Source organism: Sporosarcina luteola, assembly GCF_023715245.1.
Lineage (GTDB): Bacteria > Bacillota > Bacilli > Bacillales_A > Planococcaceae > Sporosarcina > Sporosarcina luteola_C.
Map to the genome: position 1 here is coordinate 284,479 of NZ_JAMBNV010000001.1, position 22,822 is coordinate 307,300.

The 22,822-nt window shown below is 37.5% G+C and carries 24 protein-coding genes and 1 tRNA gene; 14 read left to right on the top strand and 11 right to left on the bottom strand.

Annotation, left to right across the window (positions count from 1 at the left end; translation table 11 throughout):
* Nucleotides 1-11: 11 nt before the first annotated feature.
* Nucleotides 12-482 (bottom strand): YusW family protein, encoded by a 471-nt coding sequence (locus M3152_RS01410; RefSeq protein WP_251693410.1) that lies wholly within the window; start codon nt 480-482, stop codon nt 12-14.
* A gap of 250 nt (nt 483-732) precedes the next feature.
* Between M3152_RS01410 and M3152_RS17945 the strand changes: the two genes are divergently transcribed.
* On the top strand, nt 733-855 hold the full coding sequence (locus M3152_RS17945; protein WP_285846864.1) for a hypothetical protein: 123 nt from the start codon (nt 733-735) through the stop codon (nt 853-855).
* A gap of 42 nt (nt 856-897) precedes the next feature.
* Here the strand turns inward: M3152_RS17945 and M3152_RS01415 are convergent, their stop codons facing one another.
* Nucleotides 898-1,917, bottom strand: a complete 1,020-nt coding sequence (locus M3152_RS01415; protein ID WP_435371923.1) for a DUF2804 domain-containing protein — start codon at nt 1,915-1,917, stop codon at nt 898-900.
* 66 nt (nt 1,918-1,983) lie between these two features.
* On the opposite strand from M3152_RS01415, the gene M3152_RS01420 reads away from it, so the two are divergent.
* A tRNA-Ala gene (locus M3152_RS01420) sits at nt 1,984-2,056 on the top strand.
* A gap of 489 nt (nt 2,057-2,545) precedes the next feature.
* Nucleotides 2,546-3,175, top strand: a complete 630-nt coding sequence (locus tag M3152_RS01425; RefSeq protein WP_251693414.1) for a PBECR4 domain-containing protein — start codon at nt 2,546-2,548, stop codon at nt 3,173-3,175.
* Between the two features lie 72 nt (nt 3,176-3,247).
* On the opposite strand, the gene M3152_RS01430 is transcribed toward M3152_RS01425, so the two are convergent.
* A complete protein-coding gene (locus M3152_RS01430; protein ID WP_251693416.1) occupies nt 3,248-4,438 on the bottom strand; it encodes a site-specific integrase in 1,191 nt (396 codons plus the stop codon).
* A 974-nt stretch (nt 4,439-5,412) separates the two neighbouring features.
* Between M3152_RS01430 and M3152_RS01435 the strand changes: the two genes are divergently transcribed.
* From M3152_RS01435 to M3152_RS01475, 9 genes are all read left to right on the top strand, one after another.
* Entirely contained in the window at nt 5,413-5,904 is a 492-nt protein-coding gene (locus M3152_RS01435) for an RNA polymerase sigma factor (protein WP_251693418.1), read from the top strand.
* On the top strand, nt 5,891-6,556 hold the full coding sequence (locus tag M3152_RS01440) for a zf-HC2 domain-containing protein (RefSeq protein WP_251693419.1): 666 nt from the start codon (nt 5,891-5,893) through the stop codon (nt 6,554-6,556). Before M3152_RS01435 ends, M3152_RS01440 begins: the two co-directional genes overlap by 14 nt.
* A gap of 499 nt (nt 6,557-7,055) precedes the next feature.
* A complete protein-coding gene (locus M3152_RS01445; RefSeq protein ID WP_251693421.1) occupies nt 7,056-8,327 on the top strand; it encodes a replication-relaxation family protein in 1,272 nt (423 codons plus the stop codon).
* Between the two features lie 608 nt (nt 8,328-8,935).
* The gene (locus M3152_RS01450) at nt 8,936-9,280 is read left to right on the top strand and encodes a YolD-like family protein (RefSeq protein WP_251693423.1); all 345 of its coding nucleotides are present in this window, start codon (nt 8,936-8,938) and stop codon (nt 9,278-9,280) included.
* Nucleotides 9,281-9,807: 527 nt separating this feature from the next.
* Nucleotides 9,808-10,047 carry a hypothetical protein gene (locus M3152_RS01455; protein WP_251693424.1) on the top strand — a complete coding sequence of 80 codons (240 nt, stop codon included), beginning with the start codon at nt 9,808-9,810 and terminating at the stop codon, nt 10,045-10,047.
* A gap of 157 nt (nt 10,048-10,204) precedes the next feature.
* Entirely contained in the window at nt 10,205-11,011 is an 807-nt protein-coding gene (locus tag M3152_RS01460; RefSeq protein ID WP_251693426.1) for an abortive infection family protein, read from the top strand.
* Between the two features lie 140 nt (nt 11,012-11,151).
* Nucleotides 11,152-12,126, top strand: a complete 975-nt coding sequence (locus M3152_RS01465) for a lysozyme inhibitor LprI family protein (RefSeq protein WP_251693428.1) — start codon at nt 11,152-11,154, stop codon at nt 12,124-12,126.
* A 277-nt stretch (nt 12,127-12,403) separates the two neighbouring features.
* On the top strand, nt 12,404-13,306 hold the full coding sequence (locus tag M3152_RS01470) for a tyrosine-type recombinase/integrase (protein WP_251693430.1): 903 nt from the start codon (nt 12,404-12,406) through the stop codon (nt 13,304-13,306).
* 268 nt (nt 13,307-13,574) lie between these two features.
* Entirely contained in the window at nt 13,575-13,931 is a 357-nt protein-coding gene (locus M3152_RS01475) for a hypothetical protein (RefSeq protein ID WP_251693432.1), read from the top strand.
* Between the two features lie 230 nt (nt 13,932-14,161).
* Here the strand turns inward: M3152_RS01475 and M3152_RS01480 are convergent.
* The 5 genes from M3152_RS01480 to M3152_RS01500 form a co-directional block, all read right to left on the bottom strand.
* A protein-coding gene (locus M3152_RS01480) for an IS3 family transposase (protein WP_251693277.1) occupies nt 14,162-15,525 on the bottom strand; the annotation gives its coding sequence in 2 pieces (ribosomal slippage) (nt 14,162-15,066 and nt 15,066-15,525; 1,365 coding nt in all).
* Nucleotides 15,526-15,657: 132 nt separating this feature from the next.
* Nucleotides 15,658-15,888, bottom strand: coding sequence for an ATP-dependent Lon protease (locus M3152_RS01485; RefSeq protein ID WP_251693434.1), 231 nt, complete (start codon nt 15,886-15,888; stop codon nt 15,658-15,660).
* Nucleotides 15,889-16,020: 132 nt separating this feature from the next.
* Nucleotides 16,021-16,302 carry a hypothetical protein gene (locus M3152_RS01490; protein WP_251693435.1) on the bottom strand — a complete coding sequence of 94 codons (282 nt, stop codon included), beginning with the start codon at nt 16,300-16,302 and terminating at the stop codon, nt 16,021-16,023.
* Nucleotides 16,303-16,427: 125 nt separating this feature from the next.
* Nucleotides 16,428-16,988, bottom strand: coding sequence for a hypothetical protein (locus M3152_RS01495; protein WP_435371924.1), 561 nt, complete (start codon nt 16,986-16,988; stop codon nt 16,428-16,430).
* 204 nt (nt 16,989-17,192) lie between these two features.
* A complete protein-coding gene (locus M3152_RS01500; RefSeq protein ID WP_251693437.1) occupies nt 17,193-17,573 on the bottom strand; it encodes a hypothetical protein in 381 nt (126 codons plus the stop codon).
* Between the two features lie 585 nt (nt 17,574-18,158).
* On the opposite strand from M3152_RS01500, the gene M3152_RS18065 reads away from it, so the two are divergent.
* Entirely contained in the window at nt 18,159-18,293 is a 135-nt protein-coding gene (locus tag M3152_RS18065; protein ID WP_353056598.1) for a DUF2187 family protein, read from the top strand.
* 224 nt (nt 18,294-18,517) lie between these two features.
* Here the strand turns inward: M3152_RS18065 and M3152_RS01505 are convergent, their stop codons facing one another.
* From M3152_RS01505 to M3152_RS01515, 3 genes are all read right to left on the bottom strand, one after another.
* Nucleotides 18,518-20,053: a YfjI family protein gene (locus tag M3152_RS01505; RefSeq protein ID WP_251693438.1), complete on the bottom strand. Its 1,536-nt coding sequence runs from the start codon at nt 20,051-20,053 to the stop codon at nt 18,518-18,520.
* Nucleotides 20,050-20,943 carry a bifunctional DNA primase/polymerase gene (locus tag M3152_RS01510; RefSeq protein ID WP_251693439.1) on the bottom strand — a complete coding sequence of 298 codons (894 nt, stop codon included), beginning with the start codon at nt 20,941-20,943 and terminating at the stop codon, nt 20,050-20,052. The genes M3152_RS01505 and M3152_RS01510 overlap by 4 nt, the downstream gene beginning before the upstream one ends.
* Before the next feature lie 63 nt (nt 20,944-21,006).
* Nucleotides 21,007-21,207, bottom strand: coding sequence for a helix-turn-helix domain-containing protein (locus tag M3152_RS01515; protein WP_251693440.1), 201 nt, complete (start codon nt 21,205-21,207; stop codon nt 21,007-21,009).
* Nucleotides 21,208-21,490: 283 nt separating this feature from the next.
* Between M3152_RS01515 and M3152_RS01520 the strand changes: the two genes are divergently transcribed.
* Complete coding sequence (locus M3152_RS01520) at nt 21,491-22,444, top strand: hypothetical protein (protein WP_251693441.1); 954 nt, start codon at nt 21,491-21,493, stop codon at nt 22,442-22,444.
* Nucleotides 22,445-22,822: the final 378 nt, after the last annotated feature.

Here is a 22,822-nt window from a genome sequence, read left to right on the forward strand (position 1 = left end):
TCGTTTCATTATCATTTCCTATCTTCAATATCCATCTTCGTGCCATCGTCAAAGTCGATTTCCAAATCGAACTTCGTATACGTGTCTATTCCAAACCACTCCATAATCTTTGCTATGACGTCTTTTTCGTCCATACTCTTCCCTGTCACTACTTTAACGAAAAACGGATCCAGTTTATTGAAAGCTTCCTGATCCCTCAAATTCATACTAGCCAACTTATTCACATACTTGGCCTCATGACCTTTCGCTACTTCATACTCCACGTCAATGACATCTTTCCCATCGACCTCTATCTCCAAGTCGAACTTATTGAAGCCGTACCCGTCCCCTGTATTCAACGTGTCGCCTGACTGATCATTTTCATAGATAAGCGTAGCATCCTCCCGTTTAGGATTATCCGCATTTTTGCCCCCATTTCCGCACGCGCCCAAGACGAGCACGATAGCTAAAAAGAGCATGACGACCTTCATATTGTTCCTCATGATCGCAAACCTCCTGTTGTAGTCTTCTGTTCAGTAATTTCCTTCATTCCGCAAAATTAAACACAAAGGCAATTTCGGAGGAATCGCGACATGAGGTAGGGGAGGAATGGGAGCTGTCCGCAAGCATTTATTTAAATCCGCTGGAATTGTGGTTAAGTGGTGATAAAAATGGTGTGAGTGATGATAACCAGCGTCCAAGCGGTGATAAAGTACTGTCGACCGGTGAAAACCTATTTTATGGCGTAGGGGAATGGGTGAGTTTATGCTAATCGGTGATAACACTCGTCAATTCGGTGATAACGTGTCGAGAAACGGTGATAAACTCGTTCGAATCGGTGATAACACCCGTCAATTCGGTGATAACCACTTTTGAAGCCATATAAAAACAACCGGCGTTTTCGCCGGTTGTTCCTATCTACCATTTCGCGCGGTGGTCTTCCGCGCAGCCGAGCATTTGCCGGATTCTGAGCGTCGAACCGTCGTGCAGTTTGACGCCTCCGTTGAAATAGCCGACAAGTTGGTTGACGTTCGTTTGTACAAGCTGTGCATTCGTCTTTGATTTTCGTTCGAAAAATGGAGAGAAAGTCAAATTTACATCGTCGGAAAACTTTGTCCCGATATGCCAAGGACGCATGTAATTGTCTTTGTCGTACGTGAAGATGACATCCTCATGCAGTTTCGTCATGACGCCGTCCACAAACACCGCATTTTCCGTCATGCCCGTACCGTCAGTCCATTTACCGCCAAAATTCAGCCCGATCCGCCGACCGCCTAAACGCTGGGAAGCCATCGCCCAATTCCACTCCGCTTCGCGAGGCCAGACGCCGCGTCCGTAATCCAGCACTGCAAAGCTATAATCAGGATTGAAATCATAACGTTTCTCCCCGATCTTCACGAATCCCGTCGTCGGCAATGTATGATGTTTCGCTGTGAATTGGAACCGATCTCGGTTGCGGGGGATGACGACGTTCAACGAATCGTCCTCTTCCGGATGCGTAATATGCAGATCGGCATGGAGCACTTCATTATCAAAGTCCGGTATCGTCACAGATAGATGGGTTTCTCCTTGCAAATGGACCAGCTGAACTGAAATCCGCTCATTGACGAACTTTACACTACCAAGTACGTCTTCAGGCATCTTCACCCTCCGCCCGACAGGAAGCAAAACCTGCTTCTCATAGAAGCGCTGCGTCTCGTAATCGAGCATGTAGACGAAACAGACAGCTGCATAATCCATATGGCTGATCGCCGCTGAAAATAGAAGGTCCTCACCGAACACACACCAATAATTCCATTTCTTCTTCCGCATGAAATGGCCTTTCAGATTGCTTATAATGAACGGACGACGGGCAAATCCGATCGCTTCGGGATTCAGCATCCCTTTCTGATCGCACAGAAACACCGTATCCTTCAGTTCTTTTTCTGCATGTTGCAAGGAGATCTCCCCCATCTATTGTCTTTTTTCTATGACATGTTATAATCTATATTGTAGCAGATTTACGGGGCATTAGCTCAGCTGGGAGAGTGTCACGCTGGCAGTGTGAAGGTCACCGGTTCGAACCCGGTATGCTCCATCTTACGTAAACCCTTTCAAATCAATGTTTGAGAGGGTTTTTTATTGTCTTTTGTGTTGATGAAAAAGCCTTAAAAATGACTGTTGATGTAAATTTGATGTAAAACTTGAAGTGAATTAATGATAAGTTGTGCAAAATGGTATTAAAAGAACGGAAAGCATTGGGATACATCCTCCAGCTTGTCATATCATGATCTACGTTAATTTATGTAAATTTGTGCTAATTTTTATTGATTGATGTTGATTCACTTTAAAAACTATGTATAATAGGAAATGTAACAAACATAATATATAGCAGGGCAGTAATGCCATGTGTTAAGATAGCGACACATTCCCGAGCTCTAGGGACTCTAATATTAGAGCATCTTTACCCGTCCTGGCTGAGGATAGATATAAATTAGCCGAGCTATCAATTTAATAATTTTGTAATTACAAAATAGTCCTGATTATATGTCAGGGCTATTTTTTTACCTTAAAGCAGGTGATACTATTGGATGCCAAGACATTTGCAAGCTTATTAGACCCACCCACACTTGATCAAATAGATCTAGTGTTACTTATCGATTATTACGAAGCATATTTAGCACCATACATATATGAATTCGAATTAGAGAATGGCGATATTATCGAACTGAAGTTTAATGTCGATAACTTTTGCCACTTGATAGGAATACACAAACCTGCTGAAAAAAAGTTTGGCGGGAATTCCTATAAGGTTTATAACTATAAAGGTTCGAAGGGCTATCGTCGTATTAAAAATGGGGAAATAACCAAAATAACACTAAAGAACCTGAATAAAAGTGCATATAAAGCTATGCGTGATAAGATGGTTTATTTTTATTTAATTCATAGACTCTTAGAAACACCTAAAGCTGTTTTTTATACGCGGCCTATAAATAACGTTAAAGCGGTGGATATTTTCTTCTATGAAAAGAATGAGAAAGTTTTCATGCACTTGGGGATTATCAAACATAGTAAACAAAACTTTTTTGTTCCTTCAACAGTTATTGTGGAGAGAATAACAGAATACTCTAAGGGTGACAAGTATATAAATGGACAGACCCCTGTAGCGATAACAAAAATATTAAAAACTAAAGATGGTATAGAGGTTTCAGGTTAAAAGGATTTTTAATATATTATATGACTATAAAAAACGGGAAGCACTGGGAATGATTCCTGATGCTTCACCGTTTTATTTTGTGTTTTTCTTTCCTGAAAACAACCCTTCGAAAGTATCACCGGCCATCTTGTCGGCAGTTCTCAAAACATGTCCGTAAGTATCCATCGTGATACGAATTGAACTGTGTCCAAAACGTTCGGATATAACTTTGGCATGGATGTTCTGAGCAATTAGCAAGCTGGCGGACGTGTGGCGAATATCGTGAAGCCGGATGTATCTGAATTCAGTTCTATCCGTGAATCGTTTCCACCAGGTTGATGGGGTAGTAGGGTAGAAATGTGTTCCATCGTCGTTGCAGAACACCCACGATCTATTATGTTCCACCCACTTATCACCCATGAGCAGTTTAGTTTTGTTCCATTCCACTTTAAACCTTCTCAAATCGTCCACAACGGACGGGGCGAGCGTGACAAGCCTATTGGACGTTTTTGATTTAGGCGGCTTGATAACAGGCCCATTGCGCGTATTTACGATGGTCTGGGATATGTCAATGATTCCATTCTCTAGATCAACATGCTTCCACTCTAAACCTAAGCCTTCTCCTCTTCGTAATCCACCGACAATCAGCAACGTCATGAACATTCTCCAATGGCTGCTTTCCCCTTCCAGTAGATTGAGCAGCAGGGAAACTTCCTCAAATTCATATACACTCATCGGCTTGGATTCTTCGTTTTTGTTCCTCGGCTTGCGAATCCCATCCATCGGGTCCTCTTTTATAAACCGTTTTGTTTTTGCGAATCTAAAGAGGCTTTTTAACGTGTTGTATACGCTCTGTTGAGAAGTTACGGCGAGTGGTTTTTTAGATCCGTCTTTCCTTTTCAGATTGTGCAACAAGTCATCTAATAGCGCTGTAGTTACGTCCTGCAAATACCAATGACCAATCACCGGCAAAATATGAGTGTCCAAAATGGATAAATGGTTGGTGATGGTCGTTTCTGACATTTCTTTGAAAGCATATTTCACTTTCCATTCTTCGCTCAATGCTGAGACTTTCATTTTCCCTGGTACGATATACGCTCCAGAAAGTGCCTCTTGTTTGAACTTCAAATACTCGTGTTTTAGGTGCTCTTCCAACCGCTTAGGGGTCATTTTTTCGGTTACAGTATACGTCATAGTTGCCCGTTTATATTTCCCGTCTGCACCTTTTCCTAAGCTAACGGTAAAGAAGTATGAATTAGCTCCTCGTGGTTGAATGTTAGCCAACTAAATCACTCCACATCTAATTATTAATAATTCTATTCAATATTGTTCAGGTCTTTATAGAATTTGGGCAGATTTCTTGATTTGGTTAATGTCACAATCATACTTAACCAGTTAGGATAAGGCAAACTGAATATTTCCTTTAAATGTAATATGTTGATTGAAAAGTCTTTTTCAGAGATTCGCTATAATAGTTAACGGGTTCAGTTGATGGGGAGTAGACAATAAAAAGCACAGCGTTTGGGGACACAATTCACATATGAATTGGTATCCCTATTTTTGATGTTAAATCAACATTTAGGTGCTTTATATTGAAGTATTGGTACAACAATTGCCAGACGAATTAGCAACAGCGCAAAAAATTATGTGCCTTTGTTAAATCCTTTGATAATTCCGTTGTTAAAACGCTTCCTAATTGGATATTAGAAAGAAAATATAGAGAAATTTATGCTAAAATAAACTGAAGATTAAGAGATGATGATCTTCAACTAACGGAGCAGCATTCCTGTTTGAAGGAATTGCACCATCTTGAAAGAAAAAGAGTCCTCTTGTATGATGCTGAGTGTCAACGTCGAAATTGACTCATCATCTAACAGGAGGACTACTCTATGAATTCTAAATGGAATGATAAGCTAAATCAAGTGACTGACAACACATTAATTGTACATTGGGCTACTGAGACGGCTCAATGTTCTTATTGAACTAACGGGGCAGGTTAGTTGAATAAGGAAGTAGTAATTATTATGGGTTATACCGATTTTTAATGGGGCAAATTATATATGAATGAAAAACAAAATACTTTTACAAACCCTGAAAAATGTATAGGATTACTGGACAAAAGCAGTTGTTGATGGCTTAAATCCTAAAACCATAAATTTTAGGCATATTCAGATAAAATGAATATGTCTATTTATTTTTTTGGAAATCTTGTAACGTTTTCATAGTTCGTTAGTTATTTAAGTGAAGGAGGGGAGAAAGTGAACTTTGAGGAAATTTATCAAGCGTATTTTCATGATGTTTACTTATATACAAAGTCTTTGGTAGCTGACAAGAATATAGCAGAAGAAATTACACAAGAGACATTTTTTAAGGCACTGAAATCATTTCATCAATTTGATGGCAAAAAAGATGTAAGGGCATGGCTTTTCACAATCGCTAAAAATACATATTTTACACAATACAAAAAGCAGCAACGCGAGATAAATATTGAAGAAAATTCAGTGCGAAAGGATGTCCAACTTGTAGATTATTTAGTGAATGAAGAGCGAGCGTTGATGATTCATCGATTTTTACACGCAATGAAAGAGCCGTATAAAGAAGTTTTCTCCCTTCGAACATTTGGTGAGCTTTCTTTTGAGGCAATAGGGCATTTATTTGGAAAAAGTGATGGCTGGGCTAGAGTAACGTATTACCGTGCAAAAAAGAAAATAACAGCGTATATGGAGGCGAAACAAGATGAGGGATATTAAATGTACAGTCATTCAAGATTTGCTGCCACTTTATGTAGATGAGGTAGTAAGTGATGATACGAAATCGTTAGTTAATGAGCATTTACTTACATGTGAGAATTGTAGAAATGAATATGAGCAAATGAAAGGAACGCTTTATGTACCAATTGAAAATAAAGACACTTTGTTCAGTCAGCTTAAGAAACGATGGAATCGCAAAAAATGGCTTCTTATTTTTGGATCAGTTTTAACGACCACATTAATAGGGTTTGCACTATTTTCATTCATATTTCATTACTCAAAGCCAATTCCTTATACAGCAGAATTGTTTGAGCTTGAAGAAACGGCAGATGGAACGCTTGTTTTAAATTATTTTGGAGAAAGTCATGCAGGAACGTATACGACACACCCTTTAGAAGTTGAAATAGATGGGGAAGTAAAAAACATTAGCTTAATTTATTATGTTAAAACAATCGCCCATTCGCCTACTAGTAACTTTTTACGAGAGGATAAAAGAATTGGACCTGATCGATTAGAGTTAGTAGATAGTGAAGCTGTTGATGCAGTTTACTATGGGTACTTTGATCTTGACTTTGATCTTGATAAAGTAACCAAAGAAGGGCAAACATGGGAAGAACTTTTACAACAAATGACGTTGATTTGGGAGAGGTAAATAGGAAGTAAATTAAAAAAGATTGTGAAGTATTGTACTTAAAGTAACGGGTGCTTTAGTTCAATAAGGATAGTGAAATATATAGCAAAAAAACGCTCAAATTGGGCATTTTTACTTGTTTTCTATATAGCGATTTCACTGTTGAAATAGATGCTGATTGACTTGTTAATTATGTTGTTAATTGCACTTTTCTCCCCTCAACCGAACCCGTTATATATTATAACGATAGCTTTAATATTTTTTATCACGAGAAACTTGATTAATAATGATCTTTCTAGTACTATAGTAAGTAATAGAGTAACCATGAATTAATCACGATTTAGTGAGAGTTATAAACAATTAATCCGGTATACGGGCCTCTTGTTGGAGGATAAAGATCACCCCGCTACCAGTGTGTCCAAATGAATAATTAATAGAGTGCATCAAGCTTAGCGTATCATTCGCCAAGCTTTTTTTATTTTATTTCACTACTCTATAAAAATTCAGGAGGTGCCACGCTATGGCATATGTATTCGGATACTCACTCACAGCTAAGACTGAACGGATATTGAAACTTTTAATATCATATCGAGGGATGACCGCCCGTCAAATGGCTCATATATACTTTGGAACTCATCAGATTAATCTTTCGCAAGAAAAGTCTATCTATAATGATTTGGCTAAATTAAAGAAGCAGGGATTGGTCAAATCCATGCGCCTGCAGCAAAATGTTTCAAAAGGTTCTTTGTATTATTTAACCCCGTCAGGATACGACTGTACGAAGGATTTGCTTAACATTCATCAAGGACAATCCGGTTTTGGTTGGATGCCGTCAGACTTCGGCGATTATGATGTCGCTGATTTATCCTATGAGCTTTATCAGCCACCTTTAAAACAGGTTGCACATCATTTAATGCTGATTGACTTCTTTATTCAATTGTACGCTGCTAGTGATGATTTGTTTGAAGTGATACCCCACCGCCATAACTTATATGCAGCAAAGAAATACAATACGGCTGAAGGAATTCAACAATATCGGCCAGATGCTGAAATTAGTATTGATGGGAAGTTGTATACTGTGGAAATCGATCGTGCCACAGAATCGCACGAGCAGTTGCTGCAGAAGTTTATAACATACAGGCGTTATTTTGATGCGCATGTTAACAAAAAAAATGAAGAATTACCTGTGGGCATTCTGTTCGTTGTGGAATCTCGAAGAAGGGATCAAGGTATACGTAGACGCTGGCATAATATCCTTAGCGCTTTCTACAAAGCTCTATCCCCGTACAGCCAACAAGTAAATTTGATTATGACAACTATGGATCAGGTATCATCTACCCTCCACCTTGAACAAAAACGCTCGTTCTATCGAAAGCAGATAACGAAACACTTGAAAAGTTATTTAACAGAGAATCAAGAGGCTTATTTCTTGGGCTCCGAAGTACAAAAGAACCCATTAGTGGCTTGTGTTCGAGATTCACAATCCCAATACCGTATCTTATTTTGCGAAATAGTGCAGGAATTTGAAAGTTCCATCTACAGCAAGTTTACACAGTTTCAAAACAACGAACTGCAGACGTATATATCACGAAATCCAATTTCAAAATGGCAAGGATCAAAGTATCTTGACTATCGATGCGTGTTATTCTATCCTCAAGCAAAACCGGTCATTATAGATTCATTCAGCTCATACAAAGTGGATCCGCAACTGGATTATTCATTGTCATTGCTCTCTAGAAATCTTGATTTTCATTCCTTTAATCCGCTCTTAAATTTACGGGTCAGTTATTAAAGCTTCAATCATTAGTCTAATTAAATGGCGGATAAAGGTGCTGAAAAAGGAAAAACGGATTCAAGAACGTCCACAATGGGCGTTCTTTTTTAGGAGGATTTCAGTTTCATTTTGACGAATACGGGGTAGAGGAGGGTTGGAATTATGAATGAAAAGTATTTCGAGATGGATTGCGCAATGTTGGAAATAATTCTGGAGCGAATGAAGAATTCGTTTAGTGATCTTGATAGCCTTCGAATTGTAGAGTCTATGCAACAAGATCTTGAAAAGATAAGAGACAGGCACGAAATAGAGTATTCGAAGATATAAAGCTAAATATAAAAGAGAATCAACAGATATTACCTTGACGTCCAGCAGGACGTTTTTTTTTGTGGTTAAGAGAAATAAGGATGAGGGAAGGGAGAGGGTCTGATTATCAAGAAGCACAACAAAAATATGTCTAAACTATAGATACTAATCACTTCATTAATATGTCTTCACTGGGGAATGTACGTTCTGTATAATGAGGATGAGTGGAGTGATTGTTGTGTGATAGATAAACAATCTTTAGTATCAACAACTTTCTTTGCACTTGTTCCATTGGTCGATATAGAGAGGATGATTGTTAAATGAAGGTAAATGGAGAAATAAAAGACCGTGGCCGAATTAAATGGACAGCATTGATGTTGCCGGAGCATTTGACAGAATTGAGGGACTGGTACGCCGAAGATGCACATACCGAACAGCCGGAACTGACAGAGTGGAATCTAGCAGCAATCCAAGATGAAATCGAAATAGCATATAAACGAAAATGCGAAACGTTGATAAAGACTTGGCGAGACAACCGAATTGTTGAATACCAGGGTATTGTTGAAACAATCGACCTATATAATAAATCTATCTTGCTGGCTGACTCTATTGGTGATTTCAGACTCTCAATCGAACATATCATTTCAGCGCAATGCATCGACTGACCACTCTTTGAAGTGGTCTTTTGTATTGTAGTAATGGGAAGTATTTGTTATAAGTTACAATAATTTGTTAGTAGCGTTGATATAAATCAGTACTTTCTGTATTATTAATGATATCCGGGTATTTGAAATTAATGACAGCTGTTATCCCATGGAGGAGAGTTATTTTACGGTTAAAGCAATAAATTGGTTAATAATTATAGTCATAGTCATCTAAATGGAAATGCTGGTTACTCTGATGATGACTCGGTAACTGAAATTTCCGTACAGATACCACATTGGCAAGCCGCTGGGGACTTGGCATTTCGCCATCCGCCCATTTTTTCTGACTACCCTAACAATACCCCTACAAATCGCTTCATTTGTATAGAAAAATGTCCACATGCATATTCCTGAAGTGCGTTCAGCCATACCCAGGATATTGCTTCTTTATCAACAAACCTACGGAGTGAAGTTACCGAAGAATTCAGGTCGTGAATCTAGCCAATTTGATGGAAAAGGCACGTTGTTTTTTCAGGGAGGAAGATAAGTTGGTGACAGGTAAAATTCGCGTAATTGATATTCTAACAGATCAAGAATTGATGGAAATCGAGGAATGCGAAGCTAATATCATTATGGCTAGATCACCTTTCGAGATTAGAAAGAACAGAGAGCGTGCACTAGAATTATTAGCAAGGGCGAGAGCGCGATATGCAGCAAAACATATTACAGTTGTTTCTTCTTCAACCACTCCATTCAACCATAAAGAGAAAGGTAATCCTAACTACTAATAAAAATGTAATAATCTTGTTGACCTGTAAACCAACAAGATTTTTCGACTGATTAAATGCTCAAGGACTATATAATAAATACGTTATAATCTAATCTCCAAGGGACTAATTACATGTGGAGAAGGAAATGCCAAATAATCAAAAGGGGGGGCTCCAAGTGGCAGAATTAAATTGTATTGAAAAAATGAGGTTGGAAAAATTACTTGAAATGGGATCAGGATATGTCCTTAACTTTTCCGATAGAACGTTCAGTGACTTTGTATGGGAAACGGTTGGAAAGGATATATATGAGCAACAATACGCCTTTAATGGGAATTCTAAGGCAAAACGCTTACGTGCTTTCTGGGAAATTGAATCAAATTATACTGTGTCAATTTTATTGAAAGCCCTGATTGAATATTGGAGAGAAATACAAAGAGAAGACATAACTATTGAAGATGCCACTTGGACACTAAGAGATGATTGTTGGAAAATAGCAGTGAATTTAGGTGAAGATGGAGTTTCCGAACATGTTGACCATTTAGTTGCAGTCGCCGCTGAAGAAATGGATTTTACCTTACTAGCAAAAACGATTCGTGACAGCATCGAGAAAAATGAACCAGGGATAGCGTTGGACCGTCTACATACATACGTTGTCAAATATTTGCGGAAGCTTTGTCAAAAGCACGGAATCGCCACAGGAAAAGATAAACCGCTTCATAGTATATTCGGGGAATATATCAAGCTTATTGATGAGCAAGGTCATATCGAAACAGAGATGACGCGGAGGATATTAAAAACGTCCATTTCACTTTTGGATGCTTTTAATCCTGTCAGGAACGATAAAACATTTGCCCATGACAATCCATTGCTGAACTATGACGAGAGCATGCTGATTTTTAAAAACATCTCTGCCCTCATTTTGTTTGTGGAATCGATTGAAAAAGAAATGAATGAACAATCTAAATATGATTTGCCGTTTTAATAGCTACGAAGCAGCACGGGATGAAAAAGAAACTGTAGATCTATTGTTTATTATTGGAGTGGCCCGGTTAACTGTTGGTTGACTACTAATAGTTTTACAACATTTAGGGACTGGCTTATTTCGAACGTTAGGGGGAGCTTATGAAGGACTTTATCGATTACTATGAAGTTTTGGGCGTTTCCCCGCGTGCTAGCACAGAGTTGATAAAAAAAGCATATAGAATTGCCGCAAAGCAATCACACCCCGATACAGGTGGCTCTGAGTCCGATTTTATTATTTTGCAAACAGCTTATGAAACGCTTATAGATGATACCTTGAGAGGTAGGTATGATGAAATTTATAAGGTAGCTCATTCAAAAGAAGATAGGGAAGACATTAATCGCGAACAACAAGATTCTGGCAAGCAATATCAATCAGATAAATCTGGAACCAAATCAGCAGCAGATATGCATGCCGAATCTGAACCTCATGCTAAAATCAGAAAACCTATTTGGAAGTACGTTGCCAGTGGTTTTGTTTTACTGACTATTATCGCTAAAATTTACAGCAATGTGTCGGACCCGGACGCTAATGATCAGATGCCTACTTACAATTATGAGTTATGGAATTACCACCAAGTTATAGATGATGAAAAGTCAAAGACAAACAAAGATGAAAATACCTTTCTTATAGAGAATAGCAAGGACATTAATCAAACAGGGAATACTAAAGAAAAAGCACTGAACAATTTGAGTGAAGAATACTCCCATGGACCGTATTCTTTTTATGTGTCAGATTTCTACCGAATTGAACAGGAACAGGCGTTAGGGGCAAAAGTATGGGAAATCGGTTCAGACATTGAGATTTTGGAATTTGCAAAACAGGAGTTTCAAGTCTGGGATGACAAATTAAACGAGATTTATCAGATCCTGCGTGAACAGTTACCGCAAAATGTTTTTAACTCCTTACGTGAATCGCAGCGTCAGTGGATTGTGACACGTGATAAAATCGCAGAAGAAGCTGCTTTTGATTTTAAAGGAGGAAGCTGGGAGCATGCTGTTTATGATACATCACGTGCTGAAGAAACACGTAAACGTTGTTATTGGCTTGTTACAAACTACTTGGTTGATGAATAATACTTCATTAGGTAAAAATGTTTTTTTATTTATTAACGATAAATGAGATTTTCCTGAAAGGGTTCTAGCCAATTAGTGAAAATTATGAGCTTGATTCCTTACAAATTAAACTGAGGAATTAGGCTTTTTTATTATTCGAAAGATCCTAATAATCATCCAATCAATTACGCACTTCCAATAGAAATAATAGGTTACGATATTACTCCCTTATCGTAACCTATATGATAAAATAGAGTATAAGGAATCTAGTCAAATTACTTCGCAGGGGAGTGATTCAATGGAACGAAGTGGGAATGTTGTGTATGCGAGAGACTTTGAAAATCGAAAACGTCATGCAGAGCAGGAACAAAAAATTTTTGAAATTGAAAATCATATCCCGGATGGATACCAAAGTGACATTCGTATGTACCAGAAATATTGTGAAGAAACACATCAGGGAGAAACTCCTCAATCCTTTCTCGACTACTTGTTCATTTCTGTCACCGAGGAAGCTGTGAAGAAGAATACGTGGGAAAAACGGGTTGTTGCCTTACGGAAATACTTCACCATTGAGCATGGCATCCAGTTTGATGAAACCGTTCAATCTAAAATCGCCATCACTCGGAAATTGTACCGGGAGGAAGGGCGTGAACGTCTGGTGCGGGAAACCGGGAAGACTCCGGTCGATATTGAAGAATTGCTTCACGTCATTGACCGACTCGACACAAGGGCAAAGGCGATCTGCCTGGTCAACCTTGACACGGCGAACAGACCAAATGAAATGGTGAATCTTCAAGTTCAGGATTTTTATTTGGATGGACGATATGTGAGTGTTCACCTGCGAAAACAAGAAAAGTGGCATAACAAGCGTTTGCAGCCGAGTACAGTTGAGGCAATCCAGGCATATATTAACGAATACGGATTGCAGCCTTACGATCATTTCGTGGGGAGCCGGAGAAAAGACGGGAAATTTGAAGGTGTGAAAATCTCCGAAACTGCCTACCGCAAGCAGTTGAGGAAATGGACGGGTTACACACCTTATAATTTCAGAAAAACGTTGGTCGCCTTCATGCACTCGTCAGGGGCTGACTTGTCTACAATTGCTAAACAGACTGGGCATCAATCGCTTGAAACATTGGACAAGCATTATCTAACAGTATCAGACACGACAGTGGACAAATTCATGCGTTATAAAAAGTAATTAATAAAAGTGGAAGATGAAACGATTCTGGACGCTAGGCTGCTACCTCGGTAAAGACGGGGGAAGGCAATTCTCGGCTAAATTCGTGTCTAATAGGATGGCTGGTGGAAAAGTTTCAGGTGGTTTACTTCAAAAAATAAACAATGATGAAAAAGCGGGATTTAAAGAGATGAAATGTTTATTCAGGACAATTAAGAGTTTAACTTATTTTTCGAAAAATGGTATCATAACTCAAAAAAAATAGCAATAAACAAGGGGAGGAATAAGAATGGGGAAAAAACAAAGGGGACGGTGGAGTACGAAAGTAAATGTTCTAAAGCAAGATAGAATAATTTTTGATGAAGAAGGTTATGATGTAGGTTTTCATGATAGCAGATATCACTTAGGTAAATATACCGTTAAGGGTTTTGGTGAGCAATTTTATAAGGATTATGAACAAGGTTATAAAGATGCCTATGGAAAGTTTGATTCAAAAGGCTATGAAAAGGGTCTTGATGAGTATTTTGGAAACATCGATAAAAAACAAGATTTAAATAGCAGAAGTAAAAATAAAGGCTGTTTGGCATTTATTTTTTCATTAGGTGGAGTTGTAGGTTTAATCAATCTATGTATGAAGGTATTATAAGGCCAAATCAATACCAGTAGACTCCAAAACGTACCATCATCCACTATTTATCTTTATCGAAACACCCAGATATATACAAGTAACGGCTTCGGTTGATGGGGAGAAAAGTGCAATTAACAACGTAAATAACAGGTTAATCAGCATATATTTCAACAGTGAAATAACCATAAAAAAACAAGTAAAAGCGCTCAGAAATGAAGTGACCCCAAAAAGTTGGACATTGTATTAATTTAAGCTGCGCGTTGGGCAAGAGTCCGGTATTGTACAGGACTCTTGCCTTTTAATTTTGACTTGATACGTTTGTTATTATAGTAATTCATATATTCTTCAAGTTCTTTTTTAAAATGATCAACACTTTCAAATTCATTTAAATATAGAAATTCAGACTTCATGATCCCAAAGAAGTTCTCAATCACAGCGTTGTCATAACAGTTTCCCTTACGGGACATACTCTGTATTATGCCGTGTTCTTTTAAGGCATGGCGATACTGTTTCATTTGGTAATGCCATCCCTGGTCTGAATGAAGAATAAGTTCATCCTCATCCTTCAATCGCTCAAAAGACTTCTCTAACATATCTGATACTAGTGAGTAAGTTGGCCTGGAACCTAGAGTGTATGTGATGATTTCACCATTAAATAAATCAAGAATAGGAGATAGATAGAGCTTCTCTCCGAATAACTTGAACTCTGTAATATCTGTTACCCATTTTTGATTTGGCTTTTCGGCATTGAAATCACGATCTAACACATTTGGCGCTATCTTCCCAACCTGCCCTTTATACGAACGATATTTCTTCATACGGACAACACATTTCAAGCCTAATTCCTTCATTATTCGCTGCACTTTTTTATGATTCACTTTATATCCTTTGTTTTCTAACTCGTCCTTGATACGACGATAGCCGTAACGGCCTTTGTGTTCATGATATATTGACTGAATCATTACCTTTAACTCCGCATCCTTGTCTGGACGATTAAATTGATCAATCCAGTAATAGTAGGTGCTACGGGGTATACCAGCCAACTTTATAAGTGCTTTAACCGGGAATGTCAGCCTTAGTTCATAGATTACTTTCGCTTTATCTTGTTTGGTGATTTTCCCTTGCTTTGAACTAAGGCATTCAACTTTTTTAAATACTCATTCTCCATTCGTAATTGTTCCACTTCGGCCTGTAAAGCTTCGACAGTATCATCTTTTGAAGACTCGTTATTTCGTTTCTTTTGGGATTCTTTTTTCATGGATGGACGCCCCTTATTCTTAGAAGTGAGGGCGTCTACTCCACCTTTTTCAAAAAGGATCCTCCAAGCTCTTATCGTTGATGGAGAGGAGATGTTGAAAATTACAGCCGTTTCATTTGGTGACGTCCCATTATCACTCATGTAATTTAGTACATCCAGTTTAAACTGTAAGGTGTAATTTGTGTAGTTTTTCTTCATTAAACTTTCTATGCCATGAACTTGATATTGCTTTACCCAGTTCATCACTACGCTTACAGATGTTCCAATTGACCTTTCGATTGATATATAACTTTCTCCGCCTTCTAAATACCGTTTAACAGCCGCTAATTTATAATCAAGCGTATACTTCGTCATAGAAAAACTGCACCTCCAATAGTTGGATTGTGTCCAACAATTGGGGTGCAGTTCAAAATTGAGCGCTTTTTAGCGTAATATTCTACTATTCTTATTGAACTAAAGCACCCGTTAGTTGAAGAACATCGTACATTAGTTTTCCGTTTCTTTTTCGTCTCTCTCTTTGATATATCTTTCGTACGCATCTTTCACCTTGTCATTACTATTAGGTGGGACTACTTGTTTATGGACTTCACTAATTAAAATAAATGACCTAAAGATGACTCCAACAATAATTGCACATAAGATATAAAATCCAATAGGACCGAGGAATGCCAAGATACCTAAAAGCCCAGCTAATAGAATGGATAACAATAACTTCACAAAAATCCCCCCTTAATCTGACTACCTGTACTGTATTCCACTTAAAGCCCCGATTGTTGACTATAACTTAAGAAACACTCTTCAACTAACCTGCCCCGTTAGTCAAATAAGAAAAAATGCTGCACCCGTTAGTTAAATAATATTTTTAATCCAAGTCAGCATTCGAAGAACTTGGAATGGTTCAAACCAAGTAACTAAAAATAATATTACGAAAAAAGTAGTAAGTGATATATATTTTACACTTCCTTTTTCTTTTTTAGAGATAGCAATAAAACTAAATACAGCCCCTAATAATATTAAAATAACTCCAGTTAGTACAATAGGTTCAACATAATCATCTATAAACCAGTTTAATATAAAGAAAATAAGCCCTATAAATAAAAAGACTATTGAACTCACACTGAATAGCTTCATACGTACACCCCTATTAGTTTAATTATTATTATGACTTTAACAATTCATAAATGTTCCAATTCCCATACTAACCTATTCCTTCTAAGCAGGGCAATAATCTTCAAGTAAAGCACCCGTTAGTTGAATTAGGAATCAATAGAATTTGCTATCTGAACGAGTATTTCAGGGGTTACTTTATCAGATACATCTGCATCAACACTAAACATATATTGCCAATTATCTCTTTCGAAGACTAACATATTAAAACCAAATTTCAGGTCGTCAATATATGTTGCAGTAGTTCCATTTTTCATCTTAAAGACTTTTGATTTATATTTTCCAATTGTAATTTTATGCTGTATAGGTCGAACATCGATTTTGAAATGATGGTCAGGTAATTGGTCACTTATGAATTTGACTTCCAACGTATCGTTTATCTCGCCATCCAGATTACTAAACCTACCAAAGTAATGAGTAAAGCTAATTGGGGGTACTCTTGTCGGTAATTTAAGATCCTGGTTCATATGATGTTCAAAATCGTTTACTGCAGCAGCCACCGATTTGTACCCTATTTCAGGAAATAATTCCTCAAAAGATTTAGGAGTATCGTTCCGTTTTGCATTTACTGTTCCAACATACAACCCGTAAATGAATACACCAAATAGAACCAAAACCAATAGGAGAGGTTTACTTTTATCCAAATTCATCACCCTAAATTATATTTAGGTTTAGTTTATCCTGTTCAGTTACAATCATTCCTTATTCAACTAAACTGCCTCGTTAGTTCAATAAGAATTAATCACCCCAGCAACTCAACGATCTTCAAGTAGAAAGCACCCGTTAGCTTAATAAGAATCAAACGCAAGCTAATCCACTTCGTAAGGTTATTAGCTATTGTATTGAATTCCACCTTACCGTAAAGTCTCAAACTTTTTCGTTTTAGCATTGAATTCTATCGTTTCAGGTTGTTGTTCTTCTCCTAAAAGAGTGATTAGAGCAATATCATTACTTTTCCAATCAATAGAGACATTCGAAGGATTGAGTCTACCTCCGTCGTTTGATATCAATCGATTAGTATATCTCCATCCACTTCTTATTAGAACCTTTGATGAACCAAAGAAAAATGCTGACCCCTTTTCTACTACTTTGACTTTGTGTTTGCCATCAGGAGAAACACTGGAAACAAGCATTGTCTCTTGAAACTTCATATCATATAAAAAAATCCCTGGTCCCAACAAAAGAATTACTGTAAAAATAAGGCATCCCCATTTTTTTTGCTCCTTAGTATTCAATTTTTCACCACTTTCACAAGACAATTCTTTTCCATCTTACTTCGATCCTAATAATCTCATCGCCTTGTTCAACTAAACTGCTGCGTTAGTTGAAGAACACCATTTCGTAATCTTCAATATATTTTAACACATTTTTCTCATCTTCCTTCTATATTTTTCTTTCCAATATCCAATTAGTAAGTGTTTTAACAAGTGAATTAGCAAAGGCACATAAATTTATGTGCTCTTGTTAATCCCTGTGCTAATTGCGGTTCCATTTCGTCTATATAAATCACCTAAACGTTGATATAACAACAAAAACGGGGACACCAATTCATATGCGAATTGTGTCCCAAATGCTGTGTTTTTTATTGTTTTCTCCCCATCAACCGAACCCGTTAATAAACAAGTAGTGGCTTTTCTATCTTAAGACGGTTATCTTTTGGAATCCTAACATGGTAAAATAGACGTATATTATATGATACAGGCAGACCCTGAATGGACACGACTAATATCGTGTTCTTTCGGGGTCTTTTTAACTTGAACAGGAATGAAAATCTCGACCATACCTAGCAAAAGAAATCCTTCCCAGCACAAGATAGACTCGTGTGTAAAGGAGGGACTGTCGTTGAATTTGAACGCCGAGACAAACAATTAAAAGGGATTGTGGTGTCGATTCAAGAGAACTCCGTTATGGTGGAAGTTGATATAAAGACACAAAAACATTTAGACGGACTTTAAGGACAAGCTCATTAACATGCCATCTATATAAATACCCCCAATACCCCCGTAGAACTTTTAAGTGCAAGATGATGATGTTTAGATAGGGGGTGTAAGGAATCCCACTTGTCCCCATTACCCCCAGTGCAATATTGGGGGTAATGGGGGTAAGTGTTCTTTCTGTTTACCCCCGTATAAGTAATCATTAGAGCGGCTTTAATCTCTTAAAGGGGGTAATGGGGGTATCATCTTTGGCTTTTAAGTAAAACAGGATTGATACTGATAATGTTCTTGCTCCCAGCTAACTCATTTCTGATGTAATGCATTTCTTCAAGGATATTTAGTATATTCCTTAGCTCTTGTGTATTTTTGAACTTTCTTTTTACTAACTGTTGCAATTCCCTAAAGGCGATAGATCCTTCTCCTTTAGAGCAATCTAAAATTCGTCTTAATATATATTTGGTATCTTCTTCGTTTTTGTCGGCCCCCATTATTCCGAATGCCTGTTCAGCATGCGAGATAAAATAATCCCTTAAAATATTCGCCCTATATAAGGTTTCTACATCGATTGTTAATGGTACCTCTTCAATTCCATTCGAAATATTATCCGCGATGTGAAATAATGCAGCAATACGTATTATTTGGCCAGTTAACTTTCCGATCCATCCTTGGAAACTTTCATGGATATCCTGATTTCTTAGCATGGCCTCTCTTTCTTTCTCCAAATGCAGCATATATTCAAATGCCTTTTTATCAAATGTCAATTTTTTTAGCGAGTTGAGTGGATTATGGTGACTTTCTTTTTTTTCTTGGCCATCCTGAATCATATGGTACTCCAATAATTTCTGAACATTGGAGTAGTATAAATTCTCGACATGATCTTCTACTTCCTTTGGATTTTCCGATCTATATCCCAATGTAGATGTAGGTAGTGCGTATAGAAACCTTTGCGTTAAGCCCCTGTTGCTAAAGTTTTTCGGCAAATTTTCTATAACTGACGATTGTACGAATAATCCTATTGTTAATCGTGGTTTTTGTAATACGACAGATTCTCGTAACATTCTGTCTATGGCAGTGTAATCAGCCGAAAAAGCTTTTAAGTATATATCCAAATTTTGTTTACCATATCTTCCGCTCATCATTTCAAATGCCTCAGCACCCTCTGATGACAATATAGCTATTCTTTCACCATGCTCTTGCATTAATTCCGCTAGTTTTTCGGGTGTTGCGTCTGCTGTAATAAAACGTGGCCTAATTAAATCTCCTTCCTCTGATAGCTCTTCTGATATTTTGGTTGCTTCTTCTAATATCTCCGGTTCCCCTTTTTTTGAATACTCTGCTTCCAGAAAAGCTAAGCGGCTCTCCTTCAATTTTCGTTTTACATTCTTCTCGGCAATAATTGATTTCGTTCGTTCGGCTTCAATTCTTTCGAATTCGGTAATCGGTGAAGTAAACCTATTAAATACAGCACTTTTCCTATTTGCTGGACCTAATGCAACGACAGTATAAGTGTTTAATGTTTCGGTCCATCCTTTTCGTGGAGAAACAATAAACTTATCAGACAAAACTGTTGATAATACTGCTATACTTGCCATTGCGGATGCATCAGGAGGGGTTTGCGATTCTTCTGCCACTCCATGGATAAAGTTTTTAATCCAATAGGGGAAAACCTCTGTTTCGATTTTTGGCAAATTTCGATTGTTAAAATCGATGGGTACTTCCCATTCTTTTATTTTTTCAAAGCTTTGGTTGGACAATTCTATAATGTTGCTGTAGTTCATTTAATATCACTTCGACGTGCGATTTCTAAGCCGGCTATGCTATTTATCGTTTTATATAATTCATTATGCGAAAGCGGCGGTGAATTCCGCTCATTCCATAATTCCATTATTTCAGTAATGAGCAAGGGATCGACGTAACGGCGGAAAAGATGACCGGATATAGATGCTGCTGCATTGTTTCGTCCTTCGCCTTCTGCAAGACCTCTTAGTAGGTGTTGCCAGTGTGATGAAAGATGCTTATCGACTATTCCATTATTGTTCTTAGGTTTTATTAGCATTTGGGTAAGCCAAGAGGGTGCTTTGGCAATGCCTAATTTCAAAGGATGGGATGATAATTCCCATGTATATATTCGACCATTTTGATGTTGAGAAGGGGGGGCCATAAAATATCCTGCATCGCCCCTGATATCCAGTCCCGGTAAAAAGTTAACTCTGTTTTTTATTCCATCTTGATACTTGAAAACAAAATGCAAACCATTCGATCCGGTTATTGATTGGACTGTATCTGGAAGCTTGCCAAACTGATATATTAATTCGTCTAAAGTTTTTCGTCCATCGTCCTTTTTTATATCTACGTCTAATACAAATATATTCGATTCCTTGCCTGTCCTCACACCGATATTTGCCAAAGGATATTTTGTCCACCATTTCCTGATTTGCCTAGCGTCAGTTGTAGCGCTGTAAAAACCGTTGCTCGGTATGGGGTGTTTGGCAATGTCCTCGCAATTTCTTCTTCCGCAGGAGCATGTATTATTAGACAGAAAATGAACTGGGAATACATGCCACCTGAGAATATCTACATAAGCCAAGGCGGCTTTCAACATTTTATCTGTCCTATTGGTGACGTTGACTTCTTTTGATAGGTCAAGTACATTGGAATTATTAATCATATAAATACCTCATTTCTGACATCCCTCATTTCTTGTTGCTTCAAGAAATGAGGGTATTTTTATTTAGATAATTTCCTGATTAGATTTAGTACCTCCATCTACTATCCATCTTTCAATCGTTTCACGATGAAACAATACTTTTCCGCGTACACGTACACTAGGAATTTGGTTTTCACGAACCATCGAGTAAATAGTGCCTAGGGACACCTCGTTTCGGAAAAAATCAGATCTTAGTTCTTTCACAGTTAGAATAGTTTTTTCCATATTGTCACCTCCAAATGAAATTTTCGGGAAATAAAAAACCCCTCTCAAAACACGACGATTTGCAAAAATGCAAGTCGTGTTCTCAGAGGGGTGCTCCCTTTACATTGACATTAAATTTATTCATATCGTAGCACCGTTTCCAAGATGAGTCAACATTTTCTATTAAATACTTACTTTTATCCTAAATCTCCTCGTTTTTATGTTTTTATTCTAAAACCATTGGTTACCAAATTAATATTCTATGTAACGTATTTTTTTAAGTTTAATTGTAAAAGATGTATATATGAATAATTATGATAAGTACGCAGAAGAGTGGTCTAAATTAAACAAAGAAGGACTTAGTTTAAGGGGCATAGCAAAGCTTTACGGAGTTTCACATAACAGTGTTTCTAGAATTTTAAGGAAACACCAGTTCACTATAAAGGAGTGGCATACTAGTAAGTTCCAAGATATAAGTAATCAAGTTTTCGGACTCATTACAGCACTAGAGCCTCTCGATGTTACAGATAACGGGGAGTATTACTGGAGTTGCTACTGTGCTTGTAATCCTGCGAAAAAAATAAAAATACTAGGTACTGATTTACGGAGAGGTAGAAAAACACATTGTGGATGTAATTTTCCAAGGAAGTTTAATATCGCAGGGCAACAGTTCGGATTCCTAACTGCAAAAAAAGACTCCAATATACGCCGAAAAGGACATGTTATGTGGGAATGCGTCTGTATATGCTCTAAAAAGGTTCTCGCATCCTATGGTGGTTTATCGAGTGGTCGTACTCAGTCTTGCGGTTGTCAAAGGCCTTCAGGAAAGGATCACCATAGATGGACTGGTGGATCATCAGAAGTAAAATTGTTTTTACGTAACCGTCTTAAATTATGGAAAAAACAATCTCTAGCTAAATATAATTACAGATGTGTGATATCGGGTGCAAAAAAACATTTAGAAATTCATCATTTAAATAAATCGTTTATCGAAATTTTTTACGAAGCGCTTTCTTCATGTAACCTGAAGGAATTTTCATCCGTGGGAGAGTATTCTGACGAAGAGCTAAATGCACTCGTCGAAAGTTTCGACTTAATACATTTCGAAAATGGATATGGTGTTCCTATAACCCGTAAATTACATCAAGCATTTCATTCAATATACGGACAAAATACTTGCCAACAGGATTTTGAGGAATTTGCCACCAATTTTAAAAGGTTAATGGAAAGTCCTAACTTGGGACATGGCGAGCTGTAGTTCTGGCTGGCACTGACTATCAGCCGAAGCTGCATTAAAAAAATGTCCACTAACTTTTATGGGAGTGGTGACATCGTATATTGCGGATGAAAATAAGGAAAGTACTTTGACGATCACAGAATCCATTTCGCTCTATAAAGAAAGAGAAAGAACAGTTGATGTAAAATTGATGTAAAAATTGATGTAAAGCCGTATAAAATAGAGTAAATACGTATGATGAAAATTGATGAGACACTAATAAAATGTTAATTTAAAGCCATTTACGATAAACTGCATTAACAAGGATACCTTACTGGCAGTGTGAAGGTCACCGGTTCGAGCCCGGTATGCTCCATTTTAGGAAACCTCATCAAATTAACTTTTGATGAGGTTTCTTTT